Origin of the sequence: Myxococcus sp. CA040A, from assembly GCF_013336725.1 — a bacterium.
Taxonomy (GTDB): Bacteria; Myxococcota; Myxococcia; order Myxococcales; family Myxococcaceae; genus Myxococcus; species Myxococcus llanfairpwllgwyngyllgogerychwyrndrobwllllantysiliogogogochensis.
Window position 1 is genome coordinate 642,467 of the sequence record NZ_JABUMR010000001.1, and the last position, 18,932, is coordinate 661,398.

18 protein-coding genes are annotated in these 18,932 nt (G+C 70.5%); 11 read left to right on the top strand and 7 right to left on the bottom strand.

The features are described 5' to 3' along the window. Positions 1–5 precede the first annotated feature (5 nt). From HUA75_RS02650 to HUA75_RS02660, 3 genes are all read left to right on the top strand, one after another. On the top strand, positions 6–398 hold the full coding sequence (locus HUA75_RS02650; RefSeq protein ID WP_174485450.1) for a TraR/DksA C4-type zinc finger protein: 393 nt from the start codon (positions 6–8) through the stop codon (positions 396–398). Between the two features lie 68 nt (positions 399–466). After that, positions 467–2,194 (top strand): phospho-sugar mutase, encoded by a 1,728-nt coding sequence (locus HUA75_RS02655; protein ID WP_174485451.1) that lies wholly within the window; start codon positions 467–469, stop codon positions 2,192–2,194. 77 nt (positions 2,195–2,271) lie between these two features. Continuing rightward, on the top strand, positions 2,272–2,913 hold the full coding sequence (locus HUA75_RS02660) for a hypothetical protein (RefSeq protein ID WP_174453063.1): 642 nt from the start codon (positions 2,272–2,274) through the stop codon (positions 2,911–2,913). A gap of 19 nt (positions 2,914–2,932) precedes the next feature. Here HUA75_RS02660 and HUA75_RS02665 read toward each other — a convergent pair whose 3' ends face one another. The 5 genes from HUA75_RS02665 to HUA75_RS02685 form a co-directional block, all read right to left on the bottom strand. Beyond that, the gene (locus HUA75_RS02665) at positions 2,933–4,015 is read right to left on the bottom strand and encodes a sensor histidine kinase (protein WP_254623541.1); all 1,083 of its coding nucleotides are present in this window, start codon (positions 4,013–4,015) and stop codon (positions 2,933–2,935) included. 421 nt (positions 4,016–4,436) lie between these two features. Then, positions 4,437–5,366 carry an ABC transporter permease gene (locus HUA75_RS02670; RefSeq protein ID WP_141647629.1) on the bottom strand — a complete coding sequence of 310 codons (930 nt, stop codon included), beginning with the start codon at positions 5,364–5,366 and terminating at the stop codon, positions 4,437–4,439. Then, positions 5,359–6,504 (bottom strand): ABC transporter permease, encoded by a 1,146-nt coding sequence (locus HUA75_RS02675; protein ID WP_141647628.1) that lies wholly within the window; start codon positions 6,502–6,504, stop codon positions 5,359–5,361. Before HUA75_RS02675 ends, HUA75_RS02670 begins: the two co-directional genes overlap by 8 nt. Continuing rightward, a complete protein-coding gene (locus HUA75_RS02680) occupies positions 6,497–8,056 on the bottom strand; it encodes an ABC transporter ATP-binding protein (RefSeq protein ID WP_174485452.1) in 1,560 nt (519 codons plus the stop codon). Before HUA75_RS02680 ends, HUA75_RS02675 begins: the two co-directional genes overlap by 8 nt. Before the next feature lie 38 nt (positions 8,057–8,094). Then, entirely contained in the window at positions 8,095–9,288 is a 1,194-nt protein-coding gene (locus HUA75_RS02685) for a BMP family protein (protein WP_174485453.1), read from the bottom strand. A gap of 78 nt (positions 9,289–9,366) precedes the next feature. On the opposite strand from HUA75_RS02685, the gene HUA75_RS02690 reads away from it, so the two are divergent. Next, positions 9,367–10,671 carry a thymidine phosphorylase gene (locus tag HUA75_RS02690; RefSeq protein WP_141647625.1) on the top strand — a complete coding sequence of 435 codons (1,305 nt, stop codon included), beginning with the start codon at positions 9,367–9,369 and terminating at the stop codon, positions 10,669–10,671. A 74-nt stretch (positions 10,672–10,745) separates the two neighbouring features. On the opposite strand, the gene HUA75_RS02695 is transcribed toward HUA75_RS02690, so the two are convergent. Next, positions 10,746–11,495 carry an SDR family NAD(P)-dependent oxidoreductase gene (locus tag HUA75_RS02695; protein ID WP_174485454.1) on the bottom strand — a complete coding sequence of 250 codons (750 nt, stop codon included), beginning with the start codon at positions 11,493–11,495 and terminating at the stop codon, positions 10,746–10,748. A 161-nt stretch (positions 11,496–11,656) separates the two neighbouring features. On the opposite strand from HUA75_RS02695, the gene HUA75_RS02700 reads away from it, so the two are divergent. The 5 genes from HUA75_RS02700 to HUA75_RS02720 all read left to right on the top strand — a co-directional run bounded on the left by HUA75_RS02700 (position 11,657) and on the right by HUA75_RS02720 (position 15,324). Continuing rightward, positions 11,657–12,268, top strand: coding sequence for a TetR/AcrR family transcriptional regulator (locus tag HUA75_RS02700; protein WP_174485455.1), 612 nt, complete (start codon positions 11,657–11,659; stop codon positions 12,266–12,268). Between the two features lie 102 nt (positions 12,269–12,370). Beyond that, positions 12,371–12,781, top strand: a complete 411-nt coding sequence (locus HUA75_RS02705) for an SET domain-containing protein-lysine N-methyltransferase (RefSeq protein ID WP_174485456.1) — start codon at positions 12,371–12,373, stop codon at positions 12,779–12,781. Between the two features lie 372 nt (positions 12,782–13,153). Continuing rightward, the gene (locus tag HUA75_RS02710; RefSeq protein ID WP_141648176.1) at positions 13,154–13,519 is read left to right on the top strand and encodes a PilZ domain-containing protein; all 366 of its coding nucleotides are present in this window, start codon (positions 13,154–13,156) and stop codon (positions 13,517–13,519) included. Positions 13,520–13,550: 31 nt separating this feature from the next. Further along, positions 13,551–13,955 (top strand): cytidine deaminase, encoded by a 405-nt coding sequence (locus HUA75_RS02715; protein ID WP_174453072.1) that lies wholly within the window; start codon positions 13,551–13,553, stop codon positions 13,953–13,955. A gap of 16 nt (positions 13,956–13,971) precedes the next feature. Beyond that, positions 13,972–15,324 (top strand): 5'-deoxyadenosine deaminase, encoded by a 1,353-nt coding sequence (locus HUA75_RS02720; RefSeq protein WP_174485457.1) that lies wholly within the window; start codon positions 13,972–13,974, stop codon positions 15,322–15,324. On the opposite strand, the gene HUA75_RS02725 is transcribed toward HUA75_RS02720, so the two are convergent. Then, positions 15,310–16,668 (bottom strand): sensor histidine kinase KdpD, encoded by a 1,359-nt coding sequence (locus HUA75_RS02725; RefSeq protein ID WP_254623540.1) that lies wholly within the window; start codon positions 16,666–16,668, stop codon positions 15,310–15,312. The genes HUA75_RS02720 and HUA75_RS02725 overlap by 15 nt on opposite strands. Before the next feature lie 263 nt (positions 16,669–16,931). Here HUA75_RS02725 and HUA75_RS02730 point away from each other — a divergent pair, with 263 nt between their 5' ends. After that, positions 16,932–17,669, top strand: a complete 738-nt coding sequence (locus HUA75_RS02730) for a PspA/IM30 family protein (RefSeq protein ID WP_141648171.1) — start codon at positions 16,932–16,934, stop codon at positions 17,667–17,669. 50 nt (positions 17,670–17,719) lie between these two features. Beyond that, positions 17,720–18,907: an ABC transporter substrate-binding protein gene (locus HUA75_RS02735; protein WP_141648170.1), complete on the top strand. Its 1,188-nt coding sequence runs from the start codon at positions 17,720–17,722 to the stop codon at positions 18,905–18,907. The last annotated feature ends 25 nt before the right edge of the window (positions 18,908–18,932 follow it).

An 18,932-nucleotide genomic window follows, 5' to 3' on the forward strand; every position in this document is an offset into this window, starting at 1 on the left:
CCGACGTGAACGCGAAACAGCGAGACGAACTCAAGGCGCTGCTGCTGGCGCTGCATGCCGAGTTGACCGAGAAGACGCCCTCGAGAATCGAGCCCAATCGCACCGATGAGGCGCGCATCGGCGGCGACGAGGACGAGCAGCCCCTCAACGAGATGATGCAGGCCATCGCCTCCAACCGGAACCGGAACATGGACGGCGTGCTGGCCCGCGTGCTCAAGGCGCTGGGCAAGCTGCGCGACGAGCCGGACTCCTTCGGGGAGTGCGAGGAGTGCGGGGACGAGGTTCCGCTCGGGCGGCTGCGCGCCATGCCCTACGCGGAGCTGTGCGTGACGTGCCAGGGCGGCAAGGACGGCCCCAAGGGCCGCGCCACGCGTCGCAAGCTCACCGACTACAGCTGAAAAACTCCACCGGCGCGGCGAGGCTTGTCTTCCGCGCGCGCCCAGACCGTACGAGGCTTCGAGGCTCCATGAACGACACCGGACTGAGAGAGCGGGCGGAAGCGTGGCGCCTGGCGGACCCCGACCCCGCCACCGCCGACGAACTGGCGCGGCTGCTCGCCCAGGGAGACCTCACTGAACTGGCGGACCGTTTCGCCGGAGACCTGGAGTTCGGCACCGCGGGCCTGCGTGGCGTGCTGGGCGCCGGGCCCAACCGGATGAACCGCGCCGTGGTGCGCCGCACCACCGCGGGCCTGGCGCGCTACCTCAAGGAGCATGTGCCGGACGCCGCCACCCGGGGCGTGGTGGTGGGCCGTGACGCGCGCAGGCTGAGCGCGGAGCTGGCGGAGGACACCGCCGCCGTGCTCGCCGCGGAAGGCATCCCCGCCCACGTCTTCTCACCGCCGGTGCCCACGCCGCTCACCGCGTACGCCTGCCTCCACCTCAACGCCGCCGCCGCCATCATGGTGACGGCCAGCCACAATCCACCCGAGTACAACGGTTACAAGGTGTATTGGGGCAACGGCGCTCAAATCATCCCGCCGCACGACACGGGCATCGCCGCCGCCATTGCCCGGGTGGAGCCCGCCAACCGCGTGCCCCTGCTGACGGTGGCCCAGGCTCGCGAGCAGGGCCTGTGGCGCGACATCCCGGACTCGCTGGGCGAGGACTACCTGCGCGCCATCCTCGGGCTGCGCGTGCACAAGAGGGGCTCCGACACGCTGTCCATCGTCTACACGGCGATGCACGGCGTGGGCGGAGTCTGGGCGGAGCGGGCCCTGCGCGACGCGGGCTTCCCGCGCTTCACGCCCGTGGCCGAGCAGCAGATGCCCGACGGCCGCTTCCCCACGGTGCGCTTCCCCAACCCGGAGGAGCCCGGCGCCATGGACCTGTCTCGCGCCACCGCCGAGCGCGTGAAGGCCGACCTGGTGCTGGCCAATGACCCGGACGCGGACCGGCTGGCCGTCATGGCCCGCGAGGCGGACGGTGGGCTGCGCATGCTCACCGGCAACGAGGTGGGTGTACTGCTGGGCCACTACCTTTTGACGCAGGGGACGAAGCACGCTCGGCCACATGTCGTCACCACCATCGTCTCGTCGACGCAGCTGGGGGACATCGCCCGCTCGCTCGGCGCGGCGTATGACGAGGTGCTCACGGGCTTCAAGTGGATCGCCAATCGCGCGCTGGAACGCGAGCACGCCGAGGGCACTCAGTTCGTCTTCGGCTACGAGGAGGCGCTGGGCTACACCGCCGGCACCGTGACGCGGGACAAGGACGGCGTCGGCGCGGCGCTCGTCATGGCGGACCTGGCCGCGTGGTGCGAGTCGCGCGGCACCACCGTGCTCGGCTACCTGGAGGAAATCCAGCGCCGGCACGGCCTCTACGTCGGTGCCCAGCGCAACGTCACGCTGCCCGGCGCCGCGGGCGCGCAGGTCATCCGCGGCATCATGGACGCCTTCCGCGCCCGGCCTCCCTCCCACATCGGCACGGAGGCCGTGCGGGCCGTGCTCGACTACCAGCGGGGCGTGAATGGCCTGCCGCCGTCCAACGTGCTCGCGCTGGAACTGGAGGGCGGGGGCCGCGTCACCCTGCGTCCGTCCGGCACCGAGCCGAAGATCAAGTACTACTTCGAGCGCAAGGAGACGCCGGGTGCGGGTGAGCCCCTCGCCCAGGCCCGTGCTCGCGCCGAGGCCCGGTTGACCTCCTTCATCGACGCTTTTGTCGCGCTCGCACGTGAGCGTGGACAACCCACCTGAGTCTTGATTCACACCTCATCTCGCGCCTCGGTTTCCCCCTGGCCGCGCCTCGCGTGGCCCCCGTCGAAAGGATTCGTGTGAAGCGCCTCGTTCCTGGAGTCCTCCTCGCCTGCTGTCTGATGGCCCTTCCTGGTACCGCGCTGGCGCGGGGGCAGGGCTGGTCCGTGCTCGCCGCCGACACGCTGGGGCGGGGCAATACGGCGTTCTCTGGCCAGATTGGCTGGCCCGGCCTCACGCTGGGCGTGCTCCACGGCAGCTCGGAGCGCTTCGACATCGGCGGCAAGTTCAGCTTCAACTGGGGCCGCGAGGGCTGGGTGCGCCACACCTCGCCCGGCATCAAGCTGCAGGCGTGGATGCGGCTGGAGCTGGCGAAGACGAACCAGGTCTCCTTCGCGCTCACCTTCCAGCCCGGGCCGCTCTTCTACTTCGACGACGGCGACACGGACGTGGGCCTGGCGCTGCCGGTGGCCTTCGTCGTGGGCATCCCCGTGTCCAGCGCGCTGATGGTGAACGTGGGCATCGACATGCCCTTCCACGTGTACTTCGGGGAGGGCATCGGCCCCGTCATCCCCATCCTGGTGGGCGGCGGGCTGGAGTACTTCATCGACAGCCGGCTGGCGGCCACCTTCAACCTGCGCATGGGCCCCTCGCTCATCCCCGACTGGGATGAGAGCGAGTTCGCCATGGAAGCCCTCTTCGGCATCGCCTACCGCTTCTAGGCGACGCGCCGGTTCGGGCCTACCAGGAGGACGTCTGCTCGGGCAGCTCCACCGTGAAGGTGCTGCCCAGGTTGACGCGGCTCTGCACCGTCAGCTTGCCGCCCATGGACTCCACCAGGGCGCGCGCCACGGTGAGGCCCAGCCCGGCGCCCTTCTCCGGCGGCTTCGTCGTGTAGTAGGGCTCGAAGACGGCCTGCAGCTCGTCCTCGAAGATGCCGATGCCCGTGTCCTTCACGAACAGGCGCGGGCCGAAGTCGCCGAACATGTCCGGCAGCTCCACGCCCACGTGAATGCGACGCGGCCGGTCCATCACGTCTTCCACGGCCTCCGCCGCGTTGGCGAGGATCTCCACCAGCACCTGCTCCAACTGGCGGCGGTTGAACACGACGGCGATGGGGTCCTCCGGCAGCACCACCGTCACTTCGGCGGCGCCCAGACGGCCGTTGCCCCGCACCCGCTCCACCACCCCGGGAACCAGCTCCCGCAGGTCGAAGCGCTGGATGTCCTTGGGGTTGGTGGGGCCCAGCGAGAGCAGGTGCTGGCCGTACAGCCGCATCTGCTCGCCGGCGACACCCAGCTTCTTGAGCTCGTCCACGTCCGGCGGCAGGCCCTGCAGCGCGCGCTCGCGCACATGCCCCAGCGCCCGCTGGAGGCCCTCGCCGATGTGACCCAGGTTCTGCGCGACATCCGCCGCCAGCGTGCCCACGCGCGCCAGCCGCTCCATCTCCACCCAGCGGGTGCGTGGATCCAACAGCTCCTCGGCCCGCTGCCCACCGCGGTCGCGGTGCGCCTTGAGCTCCAGCAGCGTGTGCACGCGGACCTTCAGCTCCAGCGGATCCAACGGCTCCGTGGTCAGCAGATCATCCACTCCGGCTTCCAGCACCTGTCGCCGCGTCTGGCGGTCCGCCCTGCGGGTCAGCATCAGCACCGGCACGGACAGCGCACCCAGCTCCGCCTGGAGCCGTCGGTACGCCGCCAGCCCATCCGTCCCCGGACGCTCCACGTCCAGCAGCACCAGGTCCGCGGCCTGTCGGGCCCCGCTCCCACGCGCTGGCAGGACGTCGTAGCCCGCGGGGGCCAGGATGGAGCACAGCCGCTCCATGCCTTCTGACTCCACGTCCACCGCCAAAACGCGGGGTCTGTACGTCTCGGTCGTTCCCGTCGTATCCAGCATCACCCACCCCCGCCGTGTTGACCGGACCGACCGGGCCCGGGTTTCACAAGGAGTCCCTCCGGACCTTGCGACAGATTGGATGAAGCCTCCCCCCCGGTGGCCTGATTCCAATCCGGCGCGGCCCGACCTGACCTCATTATGCGAGGCGCGTGCCGTCGTGATTTCCGACGCCCCGTGTCTCAATCCCGGAGAAACCCGGAGTTCCATCCAATAACGGCAGGGGGTTGGAGTGTCGTCTTTCTCCATCATCCGAAGGAGAGGACGTTGGCCACCAGACACCTGGGGGTCACTCCTGACCAGGAATCATTCTATACCCGGGTATGGAATGACTCGCACTGGTTTGGTGACCTTAGCGGGACTCCTGCTCGTATGGGACGCCGAGTGAGGCAGGGGTGCTGTTGCGCTGGCCCTGGAAGGTGAGGACCAGGAGGGTGAGGAGGTAGGGCAGCGCGAGCAGGACGCCCTGGGGGACGACGTCCAGGAGGCCCGGGGCGCTGGAGGCGAGGCCGATTCGCAGCGCGTTGCCGAAGGCGAAGAAGGCCGCGGCGAAGAAGGCGCCCAGGGGTGTCCAGCGGCCGAACACCATGGCGGCCAGGGCCATGAAGCCCAGGCCCGCGGGCGTGTGTTGCTCGAAGCGGTCCAGCACGGTGGTGGAGAGCACGGCGCCACCCAGTCCCGCGAGCAGTCCACCGCCCAGCACCGCGCCCCACCTCAAAGCGGGAACGGAAAGTCCCAGGGTGGCCACCGCGTGGGGCTTGTCGCCCACGGCGCGCAGGCGGAGTCCCAGGGGCGTGCGAGTCAACATCCCCTGGAGCAGCAGCGGCAACAACAGCGCCAGGTACGTGGGCGCGGCGTGGCCTGAGAGCGCGCCCAGCACGGGCACCGAGGCGAGCTCGGGCCAGTTCCAGGGGGCGAGCTGTTGGATGGGGGGCGTCCCGTTGGGCCCGAAGTGCGTCTCGAGCAGGAAGGTGCCGCCCGCCAGGGCCACGAGGTTGAGGGCGATGCCGGACACCACCTGGTCCGAGCGCCAGCGGATGCACAGGTAGCCGTGCACCGCCGCCAGCGTCGCGCCCGCGAGCATTCCGACGCCCACGGCCAGCGGCGTGGGCATGACGAGCGCGGCCACCGCGGCGCAGAAGGCGCCCACGCGCATCATCCCCTCCACGCCCACGGCGACGACGCCCGCGCGCTCGGAGAGCACCGCGCCCAGGGCGGCGAAGACGAGCGCGGGGGCCGCGTCCAGCGTGGCGAACAGGAGCCGGTGGATGATTTCAAGCATGGGGCACCTGCGCGGCCGGAGCAGGCGGCGCGGCCGTGGCGACTGTCGGGGTGCTTCGACGGCGCAGCGCCGCCAGCCAGATGAGGCGTCCGGCCACGAAGAGCAGCGCGAGGCCCTGGATGAGCTCGGGGAAGCTCTTGTGCACATCGAGCAGCTGCATGCGCGTGCCACCCGCTCGCAGCACACCGAAGAAGAGGGCCGCGGCGCCCACGCCCAGCGGATGGTTGTTGCCGATGAGGGCGATGGCGATGCCGTCGAAGCCGTAGGGCGCGCCCAGCGTGCCCGGGTAGCGGCCCTCGGTGCCCAGCACGAGCACCGCGCCGGCGAGTCCCGCCAGTGCTCCGGCCAGCGCCATGGCGAACCCCGCGCGCCGCGCCACGGGGATGCCCGCGGCCCGCGCCGCCTCGTCACCCAGGCCCACCGCCCGCGTTTCGAAGCCGGAGCGGGTGCGCGCAAGCCACGCCCAGACCGTCACCGCCGCCACGACGGCGAGGATGAAGCCCAGGTTGAGGCGGGAGCTGTCACCCAGCAGTCGTGGAAGCTGCGAGGTGGGGTGGATCTCCGCCGTGCCGGAGATGGAGGCGCCGGCCTCGGCCACGCCGCGCAACGGCCCGACGACGAGCCAGTTGTCCACCAGCCGCACCGCCACCCAGTTGAGCATGATGGTGGAGATGACCTCGTGCACGCCCCGGTACAGCTTGAGCGCGCCGGCAATCCCCGCCCAGGCGGCCCCGGCCACCGCCGCGCCGAGGAGCGCGGCCGGGATGTGCAGGACGCCGGGCAGGGTCACGTGCGCGCCGACCACCGCGGCCGCGAGCGCTCCGAGCAGCATCTGTCCCTGCGCGCCGATGTTGAACAGGCCCACCTTGAAGGCCACCGCGACGGACAGGCCGGTGAGGGTGAGCAGCGCCGCCTTCATCGCCGCTTCGCCCAGGGGCCGGGTGAGGACGGTGACGGCGGCGCCCTCGATGAACCGGGGCCAGTCGCCAATGCCGCCCCAGAGCATCTCGAGATAGGCCGCCGTGGCGACCGCCGTGCCATCCGTGTCCCGGGTGAGGGCGATGAGCTGCCAGCACACCACCAGCGACAACAGCACCGACAGCACCGAGGGCAGGGCCTGCCGTGTCCGCTCACCCATGGGCCTGCTCCGCTCCCAGCATGCGACGTCCCATCTCCCGCTCGTCGTACTCGGCCCGGGTGAACTGGCCCGTCACGCGGCCCTCGAAGAGCACATAGACGCGGTCCGCCAGGGCCAGCACTTCTTCCAGGTCCAGTGACACCAGCACCACTCCCGTCCCCTGGGCCCGCGCCTCGCGCAGCCGCGCATGCACCTGCGCCACCGCGCCGATGTCCAGGCCTCGCGTGGGCTGCACCACCACGAGCAGACGCGGCCGGGCATCCAGCTCGCGCGCCACGACGACCTTCTGCTGGTTGCCACCCGACAGGGCCTGCAAGGGCAGGGTCGGCTCGGGCGGGCGCACGTCGTATGAGGCCAGGAGCGTCTGGGCCCGCTCGCGGCGCCCGGCGAAATCAATCCACAGGCCCCGCGCGAAGGGCGGCCCCGTGTGGCGTCCCAGGGCGATGTTCTCCTCCACGCTGAGCGCCTTCACCACCGCGCGGCGCAGCCGGTCCTCGGGCACGTGGCCCACGCCGCGCGCTCGCGCCTGGGCGGGCGTGAGCCCCGTCAGCGCTCCTCCGAGCAGCGTGCCGCCACCCGCGGTCAGCGGACGCAGGCCGGTGAGCACTTCGGCCAGCTCGCGTTGGCCGTTGCCGTCCACGCCGGCGATGCCGACGATTTCTCCCTCGCGCACCGTCAGGTCCACGCCGCGCAGCGCGGGGCACCCGTTGTCGCCTCGTGCCTGGAGTCCCGTTGCCTCCAGCAGGACGTCGCCGGGCTTCTCACCGCCGCCTGGCGCGGGCCTTCCGTCGTCCCCTCGCACCGGGAGCCCCACCGCTTCCATCAGGGCGTCGCTGGGGAGCTTCTCTCCCGAGGCCGCCGCTTGGCCCGTCACGGCGCGCTGGCTCTCGCCCACCATCAGGGCGGCCAGGGCCGTCGCCGAGGTCTCCGAGGGCCTCACCTCCGCCACCAGTCGGCCGCGCCGCATGACGGCGATGCGGTCCGCCACGCCGAGCACTTCCTTCAGCTTGTGGCTGATGAGCACGACGGTGCGCCCCTGCGCGACGAGGCCGCGCATGACGCGGGCCAGTTCGTCGGCTTCCTGGGGGGTGAGGACGGCGGTGGGCTCGTCGAGGATGAGCACCTGGGCACCCCGGTGCAGCGCCTTGACGATTTCCACCTTCTGCTGCGAGCCCACCGTGAGCGTGTCCACGCGGGCGCGCGGGTCCAACACGAAGCCGAAACGCTCGCAGGTGGCGGCGACCTCCCTGACGGCGCGCTCCCAGTCGAACAGCCCCCGGCGGGTGGGCTCGCGGCCGAGCACCACGTTCTCCGCCACCGTCAGCGTGGGCACGAGCATGAAGTGCTGGTGCACCATGCCGATGCCCAGGGCAATCGCGTCCCGAGGGCTCTTGAGGCGCACGGACCTGCCGTGCACGGACACCTCGCCCGAGTCCGGATGGTAGAGCCCGTAGAGGACGTTCATCAGGCTGGACTTGCCCGCGCCGTTCTCTCCCACCACCGCGAGCAGCTCGCCCGCGCCGATATCGAGGGACACGTCATCCAGCGCCATGACGGCGCCGAAACGCTTCTGGATATGTCGAAGGGAAATCAGGGCGCGGCGGCCTGGAAGGTGGCGAGGTCCGCCGGGACGGAAGGCACCTGGAGCTGTCCGGAGACGACGCGCTGGCGCAGCGCCTCCACCTTCTGGAGCGCCTCCGCCTTGCCCGGGAAGTCCACCCGGACCTCGGCCATGGCCACGCCGTTCTCCTTGAGGCCCAGCACCTGCTCGGTGGCGGTGAACTTGCCGTCCACCAGGTCCTTCGCGGCCTGGTACACGACCAGGTCCGTGTGCTTCAGCATGGAGGTCAGGATGGCTTCCGGCGCCACGTGCGACTGGTCCGAATCCACGCCGATGGCGTACACGCTCTTGCCGGCCGCGCGCGCCTCCTTCACCGCCTGGATGACGCCGATGCCGTCCGAGCCCGCCGCGTGGAAGATGACGTCCGCGCCCTTGGCGATGAGGTCCTGCGCCACCTGCTTGCCCGCGGCCATGTCGTTGAAGCTGCCGGTGTAGACGGACATCAGGGTCTGGGCTGCCTCGGGCTTCGTCGTCTTCACGCCGGCGCGATAGCCGACCTCGAAGCGCTGGATGAGGGGCACCTCGATGCCGCCCACGAAGCCCACCTTGTTCGTCTTCGTCACCAGCCCCGCCAGCGCGCCGACGAGGAAGCTGCCCTCGTGCTCCTTGAAGAGGACGGTGCGCACGTTGGGCAGCCGCAGCGTCTTGCCCTGGGCATCCAGCACCTGGCTGTCGATGAGCAGGAAGCGGGCCTGGGGGTTCTCCTGGGCGGAGCTGCGCACGGCGTTGGCCAGCAGGTAGCCGTTGCCGATGGTGAGCTGGGAGCCCCGGTCCACGAGCAGCTGGAGGTTGGGGACGTAGTCCTCCTGGGCCTTGCTCTGGAGGACGACGGGCTGGATGGGCAGGGGCTGGAGGGTGGACGCGATGGAGGCCAGGTGGCCGGGCAGGGACTTGCGCACGTCGTCGGGCGTGGCGTCCACGTACTTGCCGCCCTCGTAGCGCTTGCCGGCGGCCCACAGCTCCAGGCCGCGCAGGGCGGCGTCGTTGAACGAGTGATCACCCCGGCCGCCCACGTCGATGACGAGGCCCACGGGAAGCGGCTTCTTCGCCTCCTGCTGAGCGGAGGCGGGGGCCGAAGCGCCGGAGGGGGGCGTCTCTTCCTTCTGCTTGGAACAGGCGCAGAGGAGCGCCGTGAGGGCGAGGACCTGAAGGCGAAGCGTCATGGCTGGCTATCTACCAGATGCGGAGGCGCCTTTCGCGGAAGTGCATGGGGGCCCGGGTTCCTGGTATGGGCAGTCCCCGTGCAACCCTACGAGCTCATCAAGTCGAAGCGGGATGGGGGCCGGCTGGAGCCGGCTGACATCCGCGCGTTCATCCAGGCATATACGGCGGGAACGGTAGCGGACTATCAGATGGCGGCCATGTGCATGGCCGTCTTCTTCCGGGGGCTGGACTCCCGAGAGCTGGGCGCCTGGGCGCGCGCCATGCTGGAGTCGGGCGAGGTGTTGGACCTGTCCGACACCCCGGCCGTGAAGGTGGACAAGCATTCGACGGGCGGAGTGGGGGACAAGGTGTCTCTGAGCCTGGCGCCCCTGGCGGCGGCGTGCGGGGTGCCGGTGCCCATGATTTCGGGCCGGGGCCTGGGCCACACGGGCGGGACGCTGGACAAGCTGGAGTCCATCCCCGGCTTCAACGTGAATCTGTCGACGTCCGAGTACCGCCGGCTGGTGCGCGAGGTGGGCTGCTGCCTGATTGGCCAGACGGCGCAGGTGGCGCCCGCGGACAAGAAGCTCTACGCGCTGCGTGATGTGACGGCGACGGTGGACTGCATCCCGCTGATTGCGTCCTCCATCATGAGCAAGAAGCTGGCGGAGGGCATCGACGCGCTGGTGCTGGACGTCAAGGTCGGCAGCGGCGCGTTCATGAAGCGCGACGAGGATGCCCGCACGCTGGCCCGGACGATGATTGGCCTGGGCGCGGAGATGGGGCGCAAGGTCGTCGCGTTGCTGACGGACATGGACCAGCCGCTCGGGCGCAAGGTGGGCAACGCCCTGGAGGTGATGGAGGCGGTGGACATGCTCCGTGGCGAGGCCCCGGACGACTACACCGAAATCACCTACGCGCTGACGGCGGAGATGCTGGTGCTCGGCAAGAAGGCCGCCACCGTGGACGAGGCGCGCGAGAAGCTGCGCAAGTCCGTGGCGGATGGCAGCGCGCTGCGCAAGCTGAAGGAAATCGTCCTGTCTCAGGGCGGAGACCCGCGCTCCATCGACGACTACTCGCTCCTGCCCCAGGCGCGCTCCACGGTGGACGTGGTGGCGCCCCGTGGAGGGTATGTGACGGGCATCGACACGGAGGGAGTGGGCCTCGCGGGCGTGGCGCTCGGCGCGGGCCGTCAGCGGGTGGACAGCAAGATAGACCCCGCCGTGGGCTTCACCCTCTTGAAGAAGACGGGCGAGGCCGTGGTGAAGGGCGAGCCCGTGGTCCGCGTGCACTACAACGACGAAGCTCCGGTGGAGGGCGTGAAGGCCCGTCTGCTGGCGGCCTACCACTTCGGCGATGCCGCCCCCGCCCCCCGTCCGCTGGTGCGCGAGCGGGTGGAGTAGGGCGGCTCGGACCTCGAGCCCGCGCGGCTCGAGGTCCGGTGCCTGGCGCCTCGTGACGGTGATGGCCCGTGCGCCTACGCGCCGTGGCCGCCGTCGACGTTGAGCACGGTGCCCGTGATGTACGTGGCACCCGGGCCCGCGAGGAACACGATGCTGTCGGCGATCTCCTCGGGGCGGCCGAAGCGGCCCAGGGCGATGGCCGCGTTGATGGCGGGCTTCATCGGCTCAAGGCCGGAGGACATGTCCGTGGCCGTGAAGCCCGGCTGCACCACGTTGACGGTGATGCCCTTGGGGCCCAGGTCTCTCGCCACGCCCTTGGTGTAGCCGACCACCGCCGCCTTCGTCGCCGTGTAGTCCGCCATGCCGGCCATGCCCACGCGCCCGGTGATGCTGGAGCCCACGGTGATGATGCGCCCGCCCTGGCCCATCACCTTGACCGCCTCGCGGATGGCCGCGATGACCCCGTGGACGTTGATGTTCTGCTGTCGCTCGAACGCCACCGCATCGCTTTCCGGGCTGTCGACCGCTCCTGGCGTGGCCACTCCCGCGTTGTTCACGAGGATGTCCAGCCGACCGAAGCGCTGGGTGACCGCCTGGACCAGCTTCGCTGCCTCCGCCGGTACGCCCTGGTCGGACTGGAAGGCCGCCGCCCGGACGCCTTGGGCCTCCAGCTCCCGCACGAGCGCTTGGGCCTTCTCCGCCGAGGCGACGTAGCTGATGGCCACATCCGCCCCTTCTTGCGCGAGCGCCCGCGCCGTCGCCGCGCCAATCCCCCGAGAACCCCCCGTCACCAGCGCCACCTTGCCTGCGAGCTTCTTGGCCATGTTCGTCATTCCTTCTGGGTTGTGTACTTATCGGTACTGAATTGGACACACCCAGGCGCGCTCCGCGCGGTTCCGCCCGAGCCCGGGCGCGGGATGTGTACCGATTGGTATAGATGTAGAGTCCTGGCCCGGAGTCGTCAAGGGGATTAGTATCGAACGGTATGAAACCGAAGACGGCAGCCGCCCAGGTGGGGCGTCCCCGGGGTTTCGACGTGGATGAGGCGTTGGACCGTGCGCTGCGCCTGTTCTGGCGGCAGGGGTACGAGGGCACCTCGCTGTCGGACCTGACGGAGCAACTGGGCATCAACCGGCCCAGCCTGTACGCGGCGTTCGGCAACAAGGAGTCGCTGTTCCGCAAGGCGTTGGACCGCTACGTCGAACGCCATCTGGTCCTCTATCGGGACGCGTTCGACAGGCCCACGGCCCGCGCCGCTGTCGAGCACCTGCTGCTCGGGCTGGCGGACGCGCAGACGCTGCCCCGGGAGCCCAAGGGCTGCATCACCGTGCAGGGCGCGCTGGTGAGCGGCGCGGATGCCGCCCCCATCCAGGGGGAGCTGGCGGCGAGGCGCGCGGCGGGAGAGCAGGCCCTTCGCGAGCGAATCGAGCAGGGGCAGCGCGAGGGGGACGTTCCGGCGCACGTCGACTGCGCGGACCTGGCGCGCTACTTCACCACCGTCTCGCAGGGCATGGCCGTCCAGGCCGCCACGGGAGCCAGTCGCGAGGACCTGCGGCGCGTGGCCCGGACCTCCCTGCTCGCGTGGCCCCCCGTCTGAGGAAGTTCGCCGTCCCCTCCGGTGGTCGAGGAGGCTTCGCTCGGTCCTTCACGTTGGCCCCGGAACGCGGCATCTTTCCGGCCCCAACGGCGGCAGGGACGCATGAACACGGGCGAAGCGCTGTATCTCCATCCGGGAGTGAAGGTCCGGCCCTGCGAGTGGGGCTTCGGCGTCTTCACCGATGAGCTCATCAAGGCGGGCGAACTCATCGAGGAGTGTCGCTACCTCAAGGTGCTGCAGAAGCACACGCGGCATCCGCCGCTCGACGACTACGTCTTCCAGATTCGCTGGGGCGAGCGCGAGCAGCAGCCCGCGGGGGACTGGGTCGCGCTCGTGCTGGGCTACGGCATGCTCTACAACCACGCGAAGGAGCCCACCGCCGCGTACTACCGCGCGGTGGACCGCGACATCTTCACCTTCTACGCCCTGAGGGACATCCACCCCGGCGAGCAGATCTTCATCAGTTACGGCGAGGAGTGGTGGGACACCCGGAACGAGGATGTCCCCCCTTGAGCCCTCGGGGTGTGTTCCGGGGGGCATGAGCGGGCGCTGGGGGCCGCCGGGTTCGACGCAGGGCGCAAAGAGGGGGCACTCCTGGTACAGGACATTCCTGGGGGAACCCACGCGGGGGATGAAATTCGGCGCCTCCCTGGCGGGTGGGCAAGCGTATGATGGGTGGCGGATGGTGCTTCATGGACACGTGACGCAGGCGGCCGTGGCCGTTCGCCGGGGGACCTGGAAGGGGGAGCCGAGGGTGGGCTTCGACCTCCCGGAGGACGCCCTGCCGGCCGGGCCCGGTGAGCCGCGCGCGTGGCCCCGGGGGCGGGCCACCTCCAAGGGGCTTCCGGCGGTGGTACGGGCATGAGCGGCAGGACTGGAACGGCGATGGCCGAGAGGAACAACTCGATGAGCGACAAGGCCGAGGACCGGCGCGACTCCCCCCGGATTCCCATGCGCCTGAAGGTGCGCCGGGCGGGCAGCTCGGCGGACTTCGAGGCACGGGATGGGGACCTGTCCCTGGGCGGCTGCGCCTGGAATGGCCCCGGACTGGAGGCGGGCGCGCAGGTGGAGGTGCGCTTCACGCTGCCCATCCTTCCCGACGAAGTGGAGGCGAAGGGCGAGGTGCTCCACGTGACGGATGGCCCGCAGGGCCCCGCCGCGCACGTGCGCTTCGTGGACCTGCCGGTGGAGGCGGAGCTGGCCATCGCCCGCCACCTGGACGACATGCGGCTCGCGGGCGAACCTCGCTGAGGCCCACCCCGTCACCTTGGAAGGCGGCGACATGGCGGATGAGATTCCCTGGGAGCGGCTGTTCGAAGAGGCCACCCGCGTGCGGGAGCGGGCGCACGTGCCGTACTCCCGCTTCCCGGTAGGGGCCGCCGTCCTGTACGCGGACGGCTCCGTGATGTCCGGCTGCAACGTGGAGAACGCCACCTACGGGCTGACGGTCTGCGCCGAGCGCAATGCCTTCGCCGCGGGCGTGGCGCAGGGCCGCTCCCAGCCGGTGGCGGTGGCGGTCGTCGCGAACACGGCCACACCCGTCCCTCCGTGCGGCATGTGCCGGCAGGTGATGGCCGAGTTCGGCACGCCGCAAATGCAGGTGCGCAGCCGCACCCCTCGAGGGGACGAGATGCGCTACTCCCTGGGCGAGCTGCTGCCGCACGCCTTCACCAAGGACTTCCTCTAAGAGAGCCTGAGCACCCGTGGATCTGCTTCTGACCGGCGGCACCGTGGTGACGATGAACCGCGAGCGAGAGGTGCTCGTGGGCGCTGATGTGCTCGTCCAGGACGGGCGCATCGCGAAGGTGGGACGGGGCCTGAAGGCCCGTGGAACGCGGCGCGTGGTGGACGTGGCGGGGAAGGTGGTGCTGCCGGGCCTCATCCATGGCCACCTGCACGCCTGCCAGACGCTGTTCCGGGGCCGCGCGGATGGGATGGAGCTGCTCGACTGGCTTCGCGAGCGCATCTGGCCCTTCGAGGCGTCCCACGACGCGGCCTCCATGCGCGCGTCGGCGGACCTGACCTTCGCGGAGTTGATCCGCTCGGGCTCCACGGCCGCGCTCGACATGGGCAGCGTGCATCACTACGACGCGGTCTTCGAGTCCGCGCGGGACTCCGGCTTCCGGCTGGTGGGTGGCAAGGCGATGATGGACGCGGGCGCAAACGTGCCCGACGGCCTGCGCGAATCCACCGCGGAGTCGCTGGCCCACAGCCTGGCGCTGCTGGAGCGCTGGCACGGTACGCATGACGGGCGGCTGCGCTACGCCTTCGCGCCCCGCTTCGTGTTGTCCTGCACGCCGGAGCTGATGCGTGAGGTGGCGAAGCTGTCGCGCGAGCACAACGTGCGCATCCACACCCACGCCAGCGAGAACGCGAAGGAGACGGACGCGGTGCGCCAGTACTCGGGCGGCCGGGACAACGTCGACTTCTTCCACACGCTGGGGCTGACGGGGCGGCACGTGACGCTGGCCCACTGCGTGTGGCTGTCCGCGGAGGAGCAGGAACTCATCCGCGAGACGCACACCGTGGTGTGCCACTGCCCCGGCTCCAACCTCAAGCTCGCCTCGGGCATCGCCAAGGTACCGGAGCTGCTGGAGGCCGGCGTGACGGTGGCGCTGGGCTCGGATGGCGCGCCCTGCAACAACACGCTCGACATCTTCCACGAGATGCGGCTCGCGGCGGTGCTGCACAACCCTCGTGTGGGGCCTCGCGCGATGACGCCCCTGCGCGTCCTGGAGATGGCCACGCTGAACGGTGCCCGGGCGCTGGGGCTGGAGGACGAGGTGGGCTCGCTCGAGCAGGGCAAGCGCGCCGACATCACCGTGGTGGATGTGAGCGGCCTGCACTGCGGTCCCTCGGCCGAGGACATCCTGGCGCCGCTGGTGCATTCCGCGCGCGGCAGCGACGTGACGCACGTCTTCATCGACGGCAAGCCGGTGTTGAAGGACGGCGTGCTGACCACGCTGGACGCGTCGTCGGTGATGGCCAGCGCGAAGTCCAACGTCGAGCGCATCCTCCGCCGTCGGCAGCGCGCCCGGGGTTCAGGCGGTCGGTAGCCGCAGCACGAAGGACGTGGGCCAGTCCGGGGTGTCCTCCACGGAGAGCGTTCCTCCGTGGGCCTCCGCGGCCAGTCGGGAGAAGTACAGCCCCAGGCCGTAGCCCCGGCGGTTGTCTCGCTCCTGGTCGCCCTGCACGTACTTGTCGAAGAGGCGTGCGCGCAGCTCGCCCGGAATTGGCGGGCCGTCGTTGCGCACCGCCAGCCACGCGCCCTGGGCGTCGGTGCCGCCCTCCAGCCGTACGCGGCCGCCCGTGGGCGCGTAGCGCAGGGCATTGGTGGCCAGGTTCTCCACCACGCGAACGAGCAGCTCCGGGTCTCCGTGCAGTGCCAGCGTCCGGGGCGCGACGACGTCCAGGGTGAGCTTGCGGGCGCGGGCGACGTTCTCCAGCGAGCGGCGTACGTCCTCCAGCAAGCGGCCCATGTCGAGCGGCACCTTGCGGGGCTCCAGCCGGCCCTGCTCCAGCCGGGGCACGTCCATCATGTCGGTGATCATCCGGTCCAGGCGCGCGGTGACGGCCAGGCCCGTGCGCGCGGACTCGTGGAGGTGGCCCTGGGGGAGCTCCTGCTCCATCCAGGCCAGCGTCATGGTCAGCGCGGACAGGGGCGAGCGCAGGTCATGGACGAGGAACTGCGTCAGCAGCTCCTTGTCGTGCTGGAGCGCCCGGAGCTCGTCGTTCTTCGCGTGCTCCTCGTCGAGCATCCTGGCGATGATGCGCCGGGCCTCCTCGACTTCCTGGAACCGGCGGGCCTCCAGGGCGCTGTCCACTTCCGCGCGGGTGAGGGCCACCGCGAGCACGCGCACCCTCCCGGTGCCGTAGTGCTTCACCGCCGCGACCATCATCAGGGTGACGACGGCGATGACCACCGCGCCCCAGCCGACGCCCGCCTCACGCATCAGCGCCGCCTGGGCCACCGACGACAGCGCGGCCGTGCCGTAGACGACGGTGGGGCGCAGGGCGAGCCCGCTGAGCGTCACCACGAGGGCGAAGAGGCCCAGGCTGAAGCCCGCCACCCCGGCCGGAAAGGGCGAGATGGGGAGGGCCAGGTGTTGCAGGCCATAGACGAGGGCGACGTCCACGGGGGACTGGACGATGCCCAACCAGCTGGCCTCGGGGCGGTTGCGCACGACGAAGAGCACCGTCGCCACGCCCACATAGGGCACCAGCAGGAGCGGGTAGGGGCTCCAGTCCTCGCCGCCGGTCAGCCACAGCGTGGTGGTGAGAATCAGGAAGAGCGTCGCGCCGACGAGCCGCACCGCCGCGCCCGTGCCCAGCACGCTTCGTCGCTGGGCGTCCACGGCGCGCGCCAGCGAGTCATCGAAGGAGGAGTGGGTCCAACCCAACGCACTGTCCACTGGGGCAGGGTTTTCCCCGCTTCCCGGCGCCGGGGCAAGTCCCCCACTTGGGGGAGGCCGCCAGGGGACGGCTCGCGGGCCCTCACTGGCGGCGTGCGAGCAGGGAGGCGCGATGGGACTTGTGGGTGGTGGGCAATCGCCTTAGGTGAGTTCGCGTAGCACTGATCAGAGGGGTGGATGCGGCTGCTTGCTCCCCCCTGAGTTCGTGTAAGGTGGCTGGAAGTAGGTCTGGACGGAGGTAGACCGGCGATATGTGGGACAGACTCAAGAGGGCGTTGCGCAGCTTCGCGGGCTTCTTCGTCTCCTCCATCGAGGATCCGGAGCTCATCCTCGAGCAGAACATCCGTGACCTGAACGACCAGGTCCCGAAGATGAATGAGTCCATCGCCATGGTCCGGGCGAATGTGACGCTGCTGGAGAAGGAGAACACCAAGTACAAGGACGACGTGCGCGGGCTGACGGCCAAGGTGAAGGCCGCCATCCAGGCCGGTCGCGACGACCTGGCGGCGCAGTACGCGACGAAGCTCCAGGTGGAGAAGGAAGCGCTGGCGCGCAACGAGGCGCAGCTGGAGACGGCGCGGCTGGCGTACGAGAAGGCGCTGAACGTCAAGAAGGCGTTCATGCGGGAGAAGGACAAGAAGACGGCGGAGGCCATGACGGCCATTCGCGACGCGCGACGCGCCAAGTGGCAGGCCAAGGTGGCCGACACGATGGAGTCCTTCACCGTCGCCGGCATCGACTCGACGCACGACGAGATGCTGCGCAAGGTGGAGGAGCGGACCGCCGTGAACGAGGCGCGCATGCAGATGGCGCTCGAGTCGGTGGACCACCAGTCCGCGCAGATTGAGGAAGAGGCCGAGAAGATCCAGGCCAACGAGTTGGTGAAGCAGTTCAAGATGGAGATGGGGCTGATGGAGAGCCCCGCCCCGGTGTCTGACGTGAGTGGACAGACGGGGAAGACCATCGGCAAGAAGGTCGGGGTCGAGTAGGCCCCGGCGGTCGGCATCATGATGAAGGGAAGAGACCTGGGAACTGACGGATGAAGCTCCACCGTGGGCCAGGTCTCTTTCTCTTCCTGTTCCTGTGCGCGTTGGGCGCGGGCTGGGTGCTCGCATCCCGCATGGGATATCTGGACACCCTCCAGGCGCGCTTCTTTCCCTCCGTGCGCGAGGCGATCCGCCTGTCTCCCGGAGACTTTCCCGCGGGCGTGTCGGCGCCGGTGGCGGACGTGGCGTCCGTGCCGCTGCGGCCGGTGCTCATCGGTTTCACGCCGCGCGGCTCGGCGGCGGGGCTGCTCGTGGCGGCCGGTGGGGCGACGACGCTGGACAACCCCGCGCCCCCGCCGAACGCGGCGCAGGGCTTCCTGAAGACGGCCTATGCGCTGGACGCGCGGGCGGTGCTCTTCGGCCGAGAGGAGGAGCTGCGGCAGGCCCTGGCCATTGGCGCGGAGAACGGCGGCGTGGACATGGCCATGCTGTCGGTGGACCGGCTGGCGTCGTGGGCCCCGGGCCTGCGGGACGCGGCGCCGAGGACGATATTGCTGGCGGGACGAAGCCGGGGGCAGGAGGCGCTCGCGGCGGTGGGCGTGACGGACCTGGCGAGCCTGCGAGGCAAACGCGTGGGCGTCTATCCGTTCAGCTCCACGCACTACTTCGCGCTGTGGGTGCTGGCGCGAGCGGGGCTGCGGACGACGGACGTGCGCTGGGTGGACCTGCCCTCCACGCTGGATGCCGGGCGGGCGCTGCGCGAGGGCCGCGCGGACGCCGTGGTGGGGCTGTGGGGCGACGTGGAGCTGGCGGCGAAGGACCGGGGCGGCGCGGTGCTCGCGACGACGGCGGATGCGCCGCACCTGGTGGCGACGGTGCTGGTGGCGCGGGGGGATTTCGCGGCGCGCTATCCGGACGCGGTGAGGCGGGTGCTGCGCGGGATGCTGGACGCGGGGCAGAGCGTGCTGAAGGACCCGACGGCGGGGGCTCGGATGCTGGGCGAGGTGGCGCCGTACCTGGGTGACCCGATAGAGGCCATCCGCAGCGCGCCTCCCGCGACACTGGCGGACAATCGAGCGTTCTTCGGCCTTTCCGGCGAGGCGCCGGTCACCTATGACGAGCTGTACCAGAGCGCCGCCGCGCTCTTCCAGAAGCTCAAGCAGGGACCCCAGGTGCCACTCGCGGAGGATACGAGGGACCTGGGAGCGTTGAAGTACGTGTCGGAGGCGCGCGGTCCCTGAGGCAAGTCGACCGGGCGCCGGGAAG